Source organism: Cupriavidus sp. FW306-01-F10A, from assembly GCF_058782785.1.
In genome coordinates this window covers 37,937-52,605 of sequence record NZ_JBYSYA010000014.1, presented here as the reverse complement: position 1 = coordinate 52,605, position 14,669 = coordinate 37,937, and the positions used below count along the sequence as shown (strand labels likewise).

The window sequence follows — 14,669 nt, the reverse complement described above, 5'->3', positions numbered from 1 at the left end:
TTTATTGTTCCGAGATCAATTCTGTTTGCGTGTTGCGACCGTGTTCCGGCCAGACGTACTTGAGCATCTTCAGCGTCCGGGCATCCCATGTGTTGTCACCGACATAGGCCTTCACCTCAGCCTGACTGAGCTTGCCTCGCGCGAGTTGCCGCTCGACAGCTGCTACGAATTGCGCTGCATCGGCACCGATTTCCAGCCCCTCCGACTGATGTCGGGTGAAGTCCAACGGTGTCGACACCACCGGCAAGCCCGCCGCCAGATACTCGAAATACTTCATGGGAAACATGGAACGCGTGTAGTCGTTCAACAAGGTCGGCAACAAACCGACGTCCATGCCTCGCAGGTATCCAGGGAGGTTCTTATAGCTACGGTAACCGAGGAAATGCACATTCGGCCGTCCGCGCAGCGATGCCACCAGTTCACTGCGCTGGCCCTCGCGTTCCTCGCCAATAAACACCCACTGCCAGTCTGGACGCATGGCCGCCGCCGCCTGCAGCAAAGCGAAGTCCACCTTGAAATCCGAAAGGACGCCATGGTAGACGAGTCGCGGCCCCGGGATCGCGGCGAGATCGGCAGGGACGGGCCCCGCCTGCAGCGCCGCGCCAAAGTGATCCGCATCTACCACATTGGCAAAGAAGTGGGTGTTCGCATTGTAAGGACGGCACTGCTCCAGCAGCGCAACGGCTGTCGTGAAAACCGCATCAGCGCGTTCCAGCAATTGCTGTTGAGCGTGCCGGAATGCCGTCACATCAATGCCAGGCACCGCTGCGAGATCATCAACGCAATGATAAACCACGGGCCCGTGTCCCAAATTCTGCACTGCGGGAAGCATGTACGGATGATAGGTCCACAGCAATGGCGGACTGCCGCCATGCTTCCTGACGAATCGTTCCACGCCCCAGCGCAGCAGCGACTGATTAAAGCGGCGCACCAGCGGCCAGTGGTGTTTTGCGGGCACCATGAGGGGAGAAAGGACCCAGAGATTCGGTTCGTGCTGCGGCGGGCCAATCAGCGTGGAGCGCAGTCCGCGCCACAGCCTGCGCCATATCCGCCCCCAATCCTTGCCGCTGGAGAGCTTGGGCGCGCGCAACCCGATACTCTCCACATATAGCACGCGCCACCCGCGCGCCGCGAGAATGCGCGCCGTGTGCTGCTTGTTGGTCCAGTACGGCTCGTCCCAGTCCGCTGTGGAGAAGAGGACGCAGTCGCCGGGAGCCACCGGTGGCAGATGTGCATCACCCACGGAACACCTCGAACGCTTCGCCCGTCAGGCTAGCCACGATGCGCTGGGCGGCAAGGCCGTCGCCATACGGATTCTGCCGGGTCTTCAGCGCTTGCCGGCGTGGTGCATCGTCCAGCCATGCAATCGCAGCCTCTTCGATACGCTCGGGCAACTGGCCGGCCAGCGTTGCGAAGCCGGCATCGACGCCCTCACGGCGCTCGGTGTGGCTACGCATGACCACGACCGGGACACCAAACGTCGGCGCCTCTTCCTGGATGCCTCCTGAGTCGCTCACGACCAGCACACTTCGGCTGATCAGATACAGGCTGGAGGGGTAGTCCACAGGTTCGACCAGGGCCAGGTTTCGGATGCCAGCCAACGCCTTCATGACCGGCCCGCGCACCGTCGGATTCAGGTGAACAGGAAACACCCACTGGTACTGGGCATAGCGCCGGCAGAGATCGCGCAAGACCCGGCAGATCCCTTCCAGCACGTCGCCGAAGTTCTCGCGGCGATGGCATGTAACGAGCACGTGCGCCTTTTCGTCGCCGTCCCATCGCGGCAACGACAGGCTGTTGGGCTTGCCCTGCCATGCGTCGCGGACCATGCCGATTGCATCGACCACGGTATTGCCGGTAACCACGACTCGCGCTGCGTCAATGCCCTCGCCGAGCAAGTTGCGGGCGGCGGATTCTGTCGGCGCAAAATGACGCGTGGCAATGCGGCCGAGCAACACCCGATTGGCCTCCTCCGGAAACGGGCTGGCAAGGTCTCCGGTGCGCAAACCGGCTTCGACATGGCCAACAGCAATGCCGCGATGAAAGGCCGCCAGACCGGCGCAGAAGGCCGTCGTCGTGTCTCCCTGCACCAGCACCCAATCCGGCTGGACCCGCTCCAGCACCGCATCCAACTCCGTAAGAAGCCGTGCCGAGAGGATATTGAGCGACTTGCCCGGGCTCATGGTCTCGACGCCGATGTCCGGTTCGATGCCAAAGAATCCGAGCGCCTGCGCCAGCATTTCACGATGCTGGCCACTGGTACAGACCACCGTCTCGACGCGGCGGCGCAGCGCATTGATTACGGGAGCCAGCTTGATGACCTCCGGCCGCGTTCCCATCACCACCAGGACTTTCATGCGCGCCCCCTCCAGCCCTCTGCCGGTTGGCAGTCGCCGCGAAACTCGATCGCCAGCCGCAGTGCCGGATCCGCCGTGGGCACAGAAGGAAGCGTCACGCGGTATTCACCCGCCTCGGCAACGACTTCGGCAGCCGCTTTGCACCGCAGGAAGTCCATCGCGGCTTCTTCGTGCAAGAACAGCGGCTTGACGGCCCGGCTTCGGATATAGGCAATGAATTGCTCGTGAGCCTCAGTACGAACTGCTTCGTCAGGCCAGCCATACTGATAGCGGTCGGAGAACGGGTGGTCCAGATAGCCAAATAACGTCCGGCTCTCGAAAGCCAGTTCGAACGCCTCCTTGAAGACCGCAAGCGGGTCGCCAGCATCGAGCATGCAGTCGCCATGCAGCATGCATTGCTGGCTATGGCCAACGAATCCCACCGGCATGTCCGCGAGCGTGCCGCCACGCGCCAGCAGGAACTCGGGATCGTTGCGGATGATGCCACCGATGCAGCCGGCGTAACCAGCGTCCGCCAGCGCCTGCAGCGCATATCCCGGACTTTGGTGGAACGGAGAGACTGCATAGCGTACTGGGATGCCCGTCACGGCCTGCAACAGATCTGCCGATTCGCGGCCCTCGCCGTGAGCTGCCTCGTAGCTTCCACCCCAGTTCGGAGCATGGGTTGCAGTATGCGACAGCACGGCCTCGCCTTGGACCACCAGATCCCGCAGGATGCCATGGTGCTCCGGCTTGCTCAGGTTCGATGTATGCACCGCGAGCGTGAAAGGTACGCCGAGCCGCCGATACAAATTCCACAAGGGACGTGCAGATTCAATGTCTTCATCGCAATCGAGCCGCGATGTAATCGCCGTGTCGTATCCCCACGGAATTTCGCTGAGAACAGGCTGACAGGGCAGCACGCTAGCGCGGTGGGAGGACAAGAAGTTTTCGACCAACCGCCATTCAAACGAGTCGATAGGCCCCACAGCACGATTGAACCAGAGCAGACTGCAATGCTCGCTTTGCCATAGCGCGGCGTACGAGAGGTGACGCTCGCCATCAACACACACCGAAGCCAGCTCAATCCCGGCTGGCACATCGAGCGCTTGAGCCACCCCCCAGATTGATCCGTCGAAGCGAATGGCACCGTAGCCAAGGTTGTTCCATTCGTCCGTGAAATCAAAGCGTTCGAAGGGCCGGACTACCTGTTTCCCACCAAGCTCGCAGACCAGCCTTTGATAGCTCACGGCTGCGCGGCTCTGGCTTGTGCTACGGCTGGGCGCCGGTTCACTACGGGCCGCTCCGGGGAGATCGATAGACCATTCAGCCAGGCGACAATCGAGCCGGTGGGCAATTGCGGACGGCATGCGGCCCAAGACAATAAGCTTGTTCCTGCCCTGGTCCATCCAATCCAGGAGATCCTCCCCCCACTCGTCCGGTACATCCACCGCCACCACTATCGAGGTCGAAAGCGAACGCAAGGCACTGCGTGACAGCCGCTGTGCCTGGCTCACACTCACCGACCGACGCACGGCAGCCAGTACGAGCTCGCCCGCCCGGCTTGCTGCAGAAGGAAAAAGTACACCGATCATGCAGTCACCACGTGACGGAACTTGGCACGACGACCCACGCGCAGGAGGTCGTCGTGGCCGACAAAGGCAATTGTGAAGGCGTCCTTCCAGTACCCTTCCAGCTTCTTTGTCGTCTCCTCCTTGCTTGCCCAGGGTTCAAGCACAATGCGCAACGTGGGCGGCGACGTCCGAAGGTCGATCTGGAACTCCTGAATGCCACCCACACGGTGGTCAAGCATGTCCTGGATATGGTGAGTCGCATGCGCGGTGCCGTTGATCGGCACGATGTCATGAATACGCCCCACCACATCGGTCAGGAAGTGACCGCTATCGCGTTCTTCGACACGAGCAAGATCGCCGGTGGCATAGCGGATCAATGGCATGAGGCGATTGCGAAAACCGGTGAAGACGAGTTCATTCGCCCCGTCAACATCGCCATCCAGGCGGCGGTTTTCAGCCCATCCCTCAGATTCAAGGATCTGGAACCCGGCTTCCTGGCCATCCAGCTCGTATGCCATCACGCCAAGCTCGGCCAAGCCGTAGCGATTGATCACGCGGCAACGCAATGCACGCTCAATGACTTTGCGCGCCCCCTCCTCAAGCAACTCCCCGCTGGACTCGAAAACCTCAAAGGCCTTGCCACCGCCATAGCGGCGCTCGATGTAGCAAGCCAGCGCATACATCGTCGAAGGATGTCCATGCGCCAGAAATGGCCGCCTCCGCAATAGCGTCTGCCAAATCTCTTCAAGGCCTGCGTCGTCGATTCGATCGAAGAAGATATTGCTCCGGTTCATTGCGAAGCATTTGAAATCTTCGCGCGATGGCCACGACGGCACAGTTTCATCGGGGAAGCGGCAGGCGAAATGCAGTTCGGTAAGGTAACGCCGCTTGCCCGCGCGTTGGCGTGCGTAAAACGTGACCGCCGAGGCATGATCGGCTGCCTCCTGATCGTAGAAGATGGTGCAGGACAGCCCAGTCGACCCGCCAGTCTTGCACGCGTAATGCCTGCCTTGCTCCAGGGGTCGGGAAAACAGCCGCGCGCCTTGTTCGCGGATGATGTCTTTTGTCAGGTAAGGCAGGTCCTCAAGGTAGCGAGGATCTTTCCCTGCCTTGACAGGATCAAATCCCTTGGCCTGGAACAGATCGCGATAATACGGCACCTGTTGTCCAGCGAACTGCAGAATATCGGTGAGTCGCTGCAAGGCAACCTGACGGCGTTGCGCAAACGGCAGCGAATAATGCCCCCGCAATTCGGCTACCTTGGGCAGTACACTCCGCTTCTCTCTGCTTTCAGCTATGGGATAGGCAATATAGGCGCCGGCAAAGCCTTTGATTGTCTTGAAAGGCTGGTACCGAAACAGTGATTCGCCGCAAAGGAGTAAGGGATGGTCTGCTCGCATCTTCAACTTGATATGACTCGTCAGGCGGAGAGACTCTCGCCTTCCCGCGATACGTTTATTGGGACGAATATGACGCTGCTTGGTCAGATACCGCTTCCGTGATCTTGGGCAACACCTGCTCGTCCGCAATGATCCTTCCATGCTCGAGACTGATCTTGCGTGAGCATACGCGCTCGACGAGCGCGGGATCATGCGTCGCCACCACCAGAATAGAGGCAGCACCAACGAGCATCTCGAGCCGTTTGGCTGCCTTCGCGCTGAACTCCGCATCGCCTACGCTCAGCCATTCATCCATGATGAGAATATCGGCTTCGACGCTCGTGGAAATAGCGAAAGCAAGCCGAAGCATCATGCCGCTGGAATAGGTTCGCACCGGAAGATTCAGGTACTCACCCAGGTCACTGAATTCAGCAATATCGTCTATCTTGCTGCGAATACGGGCTGGCTTCAGGCCGTCCATGATGCCGCGCAGGTAGATATTCTCAAAGCCCGTGGCGTCGGGGTCCAACCCCATCGACACATCAAGCAGCGATGCGACTTTGCCTCGCATGTGGAGTTCGCCCCGCACCGGCGCATAGACTCCGGACAAGGTTCTCAGCAACGTCGTCTTCCCCGAGCCATTGTGGCCAAGCAGGCCAATCCGCTCGCCGTCTGAAAACCGGAAACTCAGTCGGTCAAGCGCGGTAACGACAGCGTGCCGCCCTGCATCCTGCGCAATGCGTCCGCCAGTGGTCAGATTCAGCACCGCCTTCTTTAGCGAGCGATGGGAATTCTCGTAAATCGGAAACTCGACCGAAATTTCCTTGGCAACAATCGATGAAGTCACAATTTTCAGAGCCAGTAAGGTACCCGATTACGGAAACGCTGCATCAGGAATTGGGCCAGTGCGAAGCCAAATACCAGCAGGCCAAGTGACCAGGCCCACGACTCCCAATGAATAGGGCGACCCGTGATCGGTGCCCGAACCGTCTCGATCAGATGGTAGAGCGGGTTGTACTCGGCAACCCAGGCACGATCCTTCAGGATTTCCGGCAACCACATGACGGGCGTAAAGAAGAATACAACCTGAATAAGGTTGGTAACGATCGGAGGAATATCGCGGAACCGCGCGCACAGGATGCCGAGTGTCACCCCTACCCATATTCCGTGCAACAAAAGCACCCCCAGCCCAACCGGGACGAGCAAGAACTCCCATGTTGGCCAGTGACCAAACCCAAAAAGCAGAATAACCACGACCGGCAAGCTGTGCAGCAAGATCGCAAAATTGCGCCAGGCAATACGGCATACATGGATGGTCAACGGAATCCGCATCTGCTTGATGAGATATGCCGAGCCGATGAAAGCCATGCAGCCCTCATTTGCCACGGTACCCAGGTATTGCCATATAACAAGTCCAACGGCGAGATAAGGCAGATAGTCGCGAATCTCCTGATTCAGCAATGTCGAATAGAGCGCACCGAGCACTGCAACCATCAATGCCGTACTGAGCGTGAACCAGAACGGACCGATGACGGAGCGGCGATAGCGCTGCCGTATATCGTGCCACCCCAGCGTGCCCCATATACGCGTGGCGCAGATACCCATCAGGAGGTCATTGTTTCCGCCGTGCTGGGCCAGATCGGCGTCCAGCCGGCGAGCCGCTGTAATTTCCATTTCAGGCACGGCCATAAATGTCTTCAAAGCGAACGATGTCATCTTCTCCAAGATATTCACCGCTCTGCACCTCAATCATCACGAGACCGACCACACCAGGATTTTCAAGCCGATGCTTGTGCCCCGCCGGAATATAGGTCGACTCATTCGTGGCTACAAACAACTCCTGATCGCCGTTCACCACCTTTGCCATGCCGCTGACAACGATCCAGTGCTCACTGCGGTGATGATGCATCTGTAGACTCAAGCTGGCACCAGGCTTGACTTCGATGCGCTTGATCTTGAAACGCGGCCCCTCCTCCAGGATCGTATAAGTGCCCCATGGGCGATGCACTGTACGGTGCAGCTTATGCGCCTCATGGCCGCGCGCCTTCAACTCCGAATAGACATGCTTGACGTCCTGTGCGCGATCCCGGTTCGCCACCAGCAGGGCGTCAGGCGTGTCAATCACAATGAGGTTGTCTATCCCAACTGCGCCAATAAGCCGATCGTTGCTCGACAAATAGCAATTGGAAACATCATGCAGGAGGGCTTCACCTTCGACCCTGTTTCCATTGCCATCCGGACTGACCAGATCTCCGACCGCAGCCCATGAACCAATATCGCTCCATCCAATACTGCAAGGAACGACTGCAGCCTGCTCACACTTCTCCATCACCGCATAGTCGATCGAATCTTCCGGCACTGCGCCGAAAGTTTTAGCTTCAAGTTCGATCTGAACCCAGCCCTTGCCTTCGGCCACGCGGGACCGCTCGAGGCACGCCTGCGTTGTCTCAAGAATTCGAGGACAGTGCTGTTGCAGTTCTCGCAGAATGCTCCCGGCGGTGAAGCAAAAGATTCCTGAGTTCCAGAGAAAGCGGTTTGATTCGAGATACTCCCTGGCCTTGTCAAGTGTGGGCTTCTCGACAAACCGCAATACCGTATTGCCATTCGCTTCGATATAGCCGTAACCGGTTTCCGGCGTCTCCGGCCGAATACCGAACGTAACAACCTTGCCATCACCGGCAAGGTTCTTTGCAGTATTCACCGCCGTGGAAAAAGCTTCCTGATCCGCAATGAGGTGATCGGCGGCAAGGACAAGCATCAACGTCTCCGGGCCGTGCGCCTTCGACACACGCAATGCGGCAGAGGCGATGGCAGCGGCAGTATTGCGGCCAAACGGTTCCAAGATAAATGACGTTGCGCAGTCGTCCCGATTTACCTCCCGATACTCGTCAGCAACCTTGAAAAAAAGGTCCCGATTTGTGACCGTGAGGATCTCCTTGACTCCTGGCAATGCAGCGGCCCTTAGGAAAGCCTTCTGCAGTAGGCTTTGCCCGTCCCCAAGACGGATAAAGGGCTTCGGATGCGACTCTCGGGATACGGGCCAGAGGCGCGAACCAGCGCCGCCACATAGGATGATTGGGATCAGATTCACAGGTTCCTCGCAATAGATTGTTAATTAGGCGCGCCGGCATAGGTTGAACTCAGAAGCTGAGACATTTCAGGCGCTGCCAAATGCGGCGACGTGAGATTCAGCCTCGGCAAGCGTCTTGCCATCGGCATCCTTGATCGTCAAGATCGGCGCATCGGAAATCGGCCAGCCTATCCTCAGGGAGGGGCCATTTCATACGGGCACACGCTTGTGCCGCGCATACCAGCGGCCCGTCGTTCTATACGGGAGAGCCGCTGAGTTCGGCGTGACCACAAATCCATGAGCAATGCCCTCCTGCCGCCACTGCCGGCGCTTGTTGTCGGCAGATGGCGTAACGCCGGCTCACATTTTTCGAGTTCATCCAGGCTGCCCCAATAGGCGCGGGCGGCTTCCGGCAGCGTGAACGTGCCGACGATCTCAGGCTGGATGAGTTTGCCCGGGCCAAGGATGGGCAAGGCGACGTGGCCTTCCACCGGGAAATGCGTTACAGCCGGCGGCTGGCGGGCAGCGCAGCGTTCGTCCAAGGCAGTACGATCGCAAATATTCGCCTGCGAAAGAATGTACCGCTCGTCGCTATCCAGCGAGGCCAGGACCTTGTCGTTGCCCGCGGACGTCAGCTGCATATCGACGTTGAGAACGTCATCCGCCAGCCTATCAGACAACCACGCAAGAACAAGATTGGCACCGATGAACCCAGCACCTCCTGTGACCGAAATATGCGACAAAACTTGCTCCTTGCCTCGATATGTTTCGATGCCCCGACAAAAGCCGGGCGCCCACCTTGTCCCCCTTCAGGACGGCGGGCGTTAAGTGCCTGCAGAAGTGGCGGTATTCTATCCGACGGAATGCCTCGTCCCACGCCCTCCTACGCTCTTTTTGTAGCCTCATGTAACCGCACCCCCTTATATCGGTCACAAAACTACAAATAGAAGCGAAATAGTTTCCTTGCCTTCTGATGGCAACAAAAATAGTATCCCTTGCATCACCTTAGGCAATCCGAGTCCACTCGCACGCCGGCCCTCCATGCCATGGCAACCTCCACGCCGTCGTTGCTCGCCGGTCGCCGACCACAAGAAAGGTCCGACACCCTCGAGGACTTCCGCTCCGCCTCAAGATTGTGAGGACTTGCTCACCTGGTTATGCCATTACCTGCTGGTCTTGCTGGCCAGTAAATTTTGTTCATCCACGCCGGCGATCTCCGCCAGTGAACCGACGCGCAGGTCATCGATCTCCCCTGCAAGGTCGAAGAATACTCACAAGGCCAGCTGGCAAGGCCTCGTGGCCAACATCTTTGGCAACGCCGCGGACCGCTGGCCAAATGGCCAACGGAACTTCGAGCGACACGGGACTTGGCAACGCCTGCACCCGACTACGCTACCGCACGGCCGAACATGTGATCGACTTCAGAACCAGGGGAGGATCTGGATAGGGCGCCCGACACGTTTGTGCTGTAGTTCGATTGCCGGGACGGCGCACCGAAAACGTGCCCGTGATCTGTCTGGGCATAGTCGCTCGACTAGGCCTTGACGGAGCTGGATATGGACAGTGCGCTTGGGGCGGTCACCTGACTGCGGCCGCCTCGCGCGATCCTGCTCAGCGCATAGCCATCCCAGGCGGCGTATGGGCAATATTGTGGACCATGGGCCTGAATATGTCGCCCCCGCCACGGCAGGGACGACATATTGGTTAGCTGATGGCAGCGCCGGGCCGGTTGGCCGGGGCCGTGCCCAAGCACTGGATCACCGTCGTGCTGCCGGCCCGCCGCGGGGGCGATGCTTAACACCGCCCTATAAATATGCCTCATGCTCCACAAAAATAGACTCTGTTCGATACACTCACTAGCTGGATCGAGTGCTCTGGGGGCAGGACGACCAATTGACAAACTTGTTGGACCGCCATCAAGTGCCCAACTCACCACTATCAGATTGAGCTCAGCGGAAGACCTCCGCTTCAGCGAGCAATTTGCCCGCTGCATCCTTCGGCGCTAACACCGGCTCGCCGCAGAGAGGCCAGCGGACCCCTATTGCCGGATCCCTCCACAACAATGCCCGCTCATGCTCCGGATACCAATAGTCAGTCGCTTTATATAGGACTTCGGCTTGCTCGGACAATACTAGGAAACCATGCGCGAAGCCTTCAGGTACCCAGAGTTGCTTCCTGTTTGCCGCCGAGATCATCATGCCAACCCTTGCCAGATGTCGGTGACTCGGTCCGGACATCTACTGCAACGTCAAACACCTCACCCGCGATCACCCGAATAAGCTTGCCCTGGGGATGCTGCACCTGATAGTGCAGGCACCGCAGCACATTGCGCGCGGAACAGGAATGATTGTCCTGGACGAAGGCGCAGCGGATGCCGGTCGCCTGCTCGAACGCGCGCGCGTTGAAGGTTTCCATGAAAATGCCGCGCTCATCCCTGAATACCTGAGGTTCGAGGACCAGCACATCTGGCAGCGCGGTGGGTGTGACTATGAGTTTCATTTAACTGGAGCAGCGAGGATTTGCCTCAGGTACTTGCCGTAGCCGCTGTTGTCGAGTGACGCGGCCAGTTCGGCAACCTTGGCGGCACTGATCCACCGGTTGCGGTAGGCAATTTCTTCGAGGCAAGCTACCATCAGGCCCCGCCGCTTCTGCAGCGTGGCAATAAAGCTGGCGGCGTCCAACAATGAATCATGCGTGCCGGTATCCAGCCACGCATAGCCCCGCCCCATGATCTCGACATTCAGTCGACCGGCTTGCAGATAAATGTTGCATTCGTTTACCGCCTAGTTAGCGGGATATCATTTTGGTTCGAGGGTGTCGGAAACCGAGTCGGTATCACAGATATCCCTTGCGGAAGCAGTGGCTAGCTAGCCTTGATACAATTCGGCGTCGAGAAGCGCCGATCCGAGCCGATCCTTATCCGACAGCACGGGATCCATTCCCGCAAGCGGCCACTCGATAGCGATGTTCGGGTCATCCCACTGGACACAGCGCTCGAATTCAGGCGCGTAATAATCAGTCGTTTTATACAGAAATTCCGCGCAATCGGATGTCACCAAAAATCCGTGCGCAAAGCCTTCTGGCACCCACAATTGCCGCTTGTTCTCAGCCGACAGGCTTAAACCTACCCACTTCCCGAACGTCAGTGAATTTTTCCGTAAATCAACCGCAACGTCGAAGACTTCACCGACCACTACACGGACAAGCTTCCCCTGAGCACGCTGAACCTGATAGTGCAACCCGCGAAGCACGCCTTTTGCGGATCGCGAGTGATTGTCCTGTACAAACTCGCGCCTCAATCCAGTTGCGGCTTCGAAGCTTTGCGCATTGAAGCTTTCGAAGAAGAACCCGCGGTCGTCGCCAAATACCTTCGGCTCTAGAATTAGCACATCGGGAATGGCCGTCTGAACAATTCTGAGATTCATAGTGGTGATGTACGCCGTTTTCTCTTACTTAATCGATTCAGAAACAATGCGTTGCAGATATTCTCCATAGGCGTTTTTCGCAAGTGGATGGGCTAACGCTGCCACCTCCTCGGCACTGATCCATTTGCTCCGGTAGGCAATTTCCTCCGGACATGCCACCATCAGCCCTTGCCGGTTCTGCAATGTTGCGATGAAGCTGGCCGCTTCCAGTAGCGAGTCGTGCGTCCCGGTGTCCAGCCAGGCATAGCCGCGCCCCATGATCTCCACATTCAGCTTGAGCATCTCGAGATACCGCTTATTTACGTCGGTAATCTCCAACTCTCCTCGCGAAGACGGCCTGATTTCCGCCGCAATGTCGCAGACATGATTGTCGTAGAAATAAAGTCCGGTTACCGCATAGTTTGAGCGGGGAGTGACTGGCTTCTCTTCCAGCGAGACAGCGCGGAAGTCTTCGTCAAACTCCACCACACCATAGCGCTCAGGATCGTGCACGTGATAAGCGAAAACAGTCGCACCCTCAGACTGACTTACGGAACGCGCCAACTGGCTCACTAGATCGTGTCCATGAAAAATGTTGTCTCCCAAGATCAGCGTACTGGGATCATGGCCAACGAATTGCCTACCAATGATAAACGCCTGTGCCAATCCATCAGGCGACGGCTGCACTGCGTACTGCAGATTGATGCCCCATTTGCTGCCGTCGCCGAGCATATTGGAAAAACGTGGCGTGTCTTCCGGAGTCGAAATGAGCAAGATGTCCCGGATCCCAGCCAGCATCAGCGTGGACAGCGGATAGTAGATCATCGGCTTGTCGTAGACCGGCAGCAACTGCTTCGACACAGACCGCGTGATCGGGTAGAGTCGCGTGCCGGAGCCTCCGGCCAGGATAATGCCTTTGCGCATGGTGATGCCTGTCAGGGAAGGATCTGGTCCAGCAGGTAATGGATACCCTGCTTCCAGTCCGGAAGATGGACGTCGAAAGTTTCGCGCACGCGCGTGGTATCGAGCCGCGAGTTGGCCGGGCGCGGCGCGGGCAGCGGATATGCGGTTGCCGAAATCGCTTCTATCTGTTCGGGGTCGGCTTTCAGTTCGACGCCGCGCGCCTTGGCGTACCGCAGCACTTCCGTGGCGTAGGCGTGCCAGGTAGTTTCGCCTGCCGCGGCCAGGTGATAGATCCCAGACTTGAAAGCATCGCGATCGGCGGCCAGCCAGTGGCGTGCCACAATTTGCGCCGTGACATCAGCAATCAGCGATGCGGTCGTCGGCGCACCGAACTGGTCGGCAATGACGCGCAGGCTGTCGCGCTCTTTGCCGAGCCGTAACATGGTCTTGGCAAAGTTGCCGCCGTGGGCGCCGGCCACCCAGCAAGTGCGCAGAATCAGCGCTTGGGCACCGCTCGCTGCAATTGCTTGTTCCCCCGCCAGCTTGCTCTTGCCATAGACCGACTTCGGATTAACCGAATCAGTCTCGTTATATGGACCATCCTTCGTGCCGTCGAAGACGTAGTCGGTCGAATAGTGGACCAGCAGGCTGCCGAGCGCCTTGGCCTCCTCGGCCAGGATGCCGGCGGCGGTACCGTTGATGGCAAAGGCCAGCTCCGACTCGGTTTCGGCCTTGTCCACCGCGGTGTAGGCGGCCGGGTTGACGATCACGTCGGGCCGGTAGTCACGCACCACACGGCGGAGCGCGTCCGGACGAGACATGTCGCAACCGGTGCGACCCAGTGCCACCACATTGCCCAGCGGCGCGAGGCTCCGGCGCAGCTCGAACCCCACCTGCCCGTTGCTGCCCGTTACGAGAATGGTCGGAGCCGCCGGATTACGCTGCATATTGCTTCGCCACCCAGTGCCGATAATCGCCAGACATCACGTCCTGCACCCACCCCTGGTTATCCAGGTACCACTGCACCGTCTTGCGCATGCCGGATTCAAACGTCTCCGCCGGCTTCCAACCCAACTCGCGCTCCAGCTTGCGAGCATCGATGGCATAGCGGCGGTCATGCCCCGGACGATCCTTCACGAAGGTAATCTGGTCGCGGTAAGAACCGGTGGTCTTGGGACGCAGTTCGTCCAGCAGATCGCACAGCGTGTGCACCACGTCGAGATTGGTTTTCTCGTTCCAGCCGCCGACGTTGTAGGTTTCGCCGAGCCGTCCCTTGGCCAGCACCTCGCGGATCGCCGAGCAGTGATCGCGTACGTACAGCCAGTCGCGCACATTCAGCCCATCGCCATAGATCGGCAGTGGCTTGCCCGCCAGCGCATTGGCAATAATCAGCGGGATCAGCTTTTCCGGGAAGTGGTACGGGCCGTAATTGTTGGAGCAGTTCGTCGTCAGGACCGGCAGCCCGTAGGTATGGTGATAGGCGCGCACCAGGTGATCCGATGCAGCCTTGGATGCCGAGTACGGGCTGTTGGGCGCGTAAGGCGTAGTCTCCGAGAACTGCGGGTCGGTTTCGCTCAGCGAGCCGAACACCTCGTCGGTCGAGACGTGGAGGAAGCGGAAGTCCGACTTGGCCTGCCCTTCGAGGCTGCCCCAGTAAGCGCGGGCCGCTTCCAGGAGCATGAAGGTGCCGACGATATTCGTCTGGATGAATTCGCCCGGACCATGGATGGACCGGTCTACATGGCTTTCCGCCGCGAAGTGCACAACTGCACGCGGCTTGCAGGTGGCGAAGATCTTGTCCAGGGCGTCACGGTCACAAATATCCGTTTGCGAGAACACGTGCCGCGGATCGTCCTCGACCGACGCCAGCGTCTTCCGGTTGCCTGCATAGGTAAGCTTATCGACGTTGATGACCCCATCGGCCGATTTTTCGCCCAGCCATGCTAGAACGAAATTGGCGCCGATAAACCCGGCACCGCCTGTGACCAAAATATGCGACAAGA

At 58.8% G+C, this 14,669-nt stretch carries 12 protein-coding genes and 2 pseudogenes; all 14 read right to left on the bottom strand.

Annotation, left to right across the window (positions count from 1 at the left end; all coding sequences use genetic code 11):
* Nucleotide 1 precedes the first annotated feature (1 nt).
* A complete protein-coding gene (locus tag AC3WLF_RS20070) occupies nt 2-1,243 on the bottom strand; it encodes a glycosyltransferase (protein WP_492358706.1) in 1,242 nt (413 codons plus the stop codon).
* Nucleotides 1,236-2,357 carry a non-hydrolyzing UDP-N-acetylglucosamine 2-epimerase gene (gene wecB, locus AC3WLF_RS20065; protein ID WP_492358705.1) on the bottom strand — a complete coding sequence of 374 codons (1,122 nt, stop codon included), beginning with the start codon at nt 2,355-2,357 and terminating at the stop codon, nt 1,236-1,238. The genes AC3WLF_RS20070 and wecB overlap by 8 nt, the downstream gene beginning before the upstream one ends.
* Nucleotides 2,354-3,931, bottom strand: a complete 1,578-nt coding sequence (locus AC3WLF_RS20060; protein WP_492358704.1) for a polysaccharide deacetylase family protein — start codon at nt 3,929-3,931, stop codon at nt 2,354-2,356. The genes wecB and AC3WLF_RS20060 overlap by 4 nt, the downstream gene beginning before the upstream one ends.
* Complete coding sequence (locus AC3WLF_RS20055) at nt 3,928-5,310, bottom strand: phenylacetate--CoA ligase family protein (RefSeq protein WP_492358753.1); 1,383 nt, start codon at nt 5,308-5,310, stop codon at nt 3,928-3,930. Before AC3WLF_RS20055 ends, AC3WLF_RS20060 begins: the two co-directional genes overlap by 4 nt.
* Nucleotides 5,311-5,365: 55 nt before the next feature.
* Nucleotides 5,366-6,139, bottom strand: coding sequence for an ABC transporter ATP-binding protein (locus tag AC3WLF_RS20050; RefSeq protein WP_492358752.1), 774 nt, complete (start codon nt 6,137-6,139; stop codon nt 5,366-5,368).
* 2 nt (nt 6,140-6,141) lie between these two features.
* Nucleotides 6,142-6,963 (bottom strand): ABC transporter permease, encoded by an 822-nt coding sequence (locus AC3WLF_RS20045; RefSeq protein ID WP_492358751.1) that lies wholly within the window; start codon nt 6,961-6,963, stop codon nt 6,142-6,144.
* Between the two features lies 1 nt (nt 6,964).
* The gene (locus AC3WLF_RS20040; RefSeq protein WP_492358703.1) at nt 6,965-8,380 is read right to left on the bottom strand and encodes a mannose-1-phosphate guanylyltransferase/mannose-6-phosphate isomerase; all 1,416 of its coding nucleotides are present in this window, start codon (nt 8,378-8,380) and stop codon (nt 6,965-6,967) included.
* 173 nt (nt 8,381-8,553) lie between these two features.
* Nucleotides 8,554-9,102, bottom strand: coding sequence for a GDP-mannose 4,6-dehydratase (locus AC3WLF_RS20035; protein ID WP_492358702.1), 549 nt, complete (start codon nt 9,100-9,102; stop codon nt 8,554-8,556).
* Nucleotides 9,103-10,308: 1,206 nt separating this feature from the next.
* Nucleotides 10,309-10,858 (bottom strand): annotated as a pseudogene (gene rfbC, locus AC3WLF_RS20030) (dTDP-4-dehydrorhamnose 3,5-epimerase).
* Nucleotides 10,855-11,121 (bottom strand): annotated as a pseudogene (locus AC3WLF_RS20025) (sugar phosphate nucleotidyltransferase); the annotation flags it as partial. The pseudogenes rfbC (AC3WLF_RS20030) and AC3WLF_RS20025, both read right to left, overlap by 4 nt.
* Nucleotides 11,122-11,226: 105 nt before the next feature.
* On the bottom strand, nt 11,227-11,784 hold the full coding sequence (gene rfbC / locus AC3WLF_RS20020; protein ID WP_492358701.1) for a dTDP-4-dehydrorhamnose 3,5-epimerase: 558 nt from the start codon (nt 11,782-11,784) through the stop codon (nt 11,227-11,229).
* A 24-nt stretch (nt 11,785-11,808) separates the two neighbouring features.
* Nucleotides 11,809-12,687 (bottom strand): glucose-1-phosphate thymidylyltransferase RfbA, encoded by an 879-nt coding sequence (gene rfbA, locus AC3WLF_RS20015; RefSeq protein ID WP_492358700.1) that lies wholly within the window; start codon nt 12,685-12,687, stop codon nt 11,809-11,811.
* A gap of 11 nt (nt 12,688-12,698) precedes the next feature.
* Nucleotides 12,699-13,613: a dTDP-4-dehydrorhamnose reductase gene (rfbD, locus tag AC3WLF_RS20010; protein ID WP_492358699.1), complete on the bottom strand. Its 915-nt coding sequence runs from the start codon at nt 13,611-13,613 to the stop codon at nt 12,699-12,701.
* Complete coding sequence (gene rfbB / locus AC3WLF_RS20005; protein ID WP_492358698.1) at nt 13,603-14,667, bottom strand: dTDP-glucose 4,6-dehydratase; 1,065 nt, start codon at nt 14,665-14,667, stop codon at nt 13,603-13,605. The genes rfbD and rfbB overlap by 11 nt, the downstream gene beginning before the upstream one ends.
* Nucleotides 14,668-14,669 lie beyond the last annotated feature (2 nt).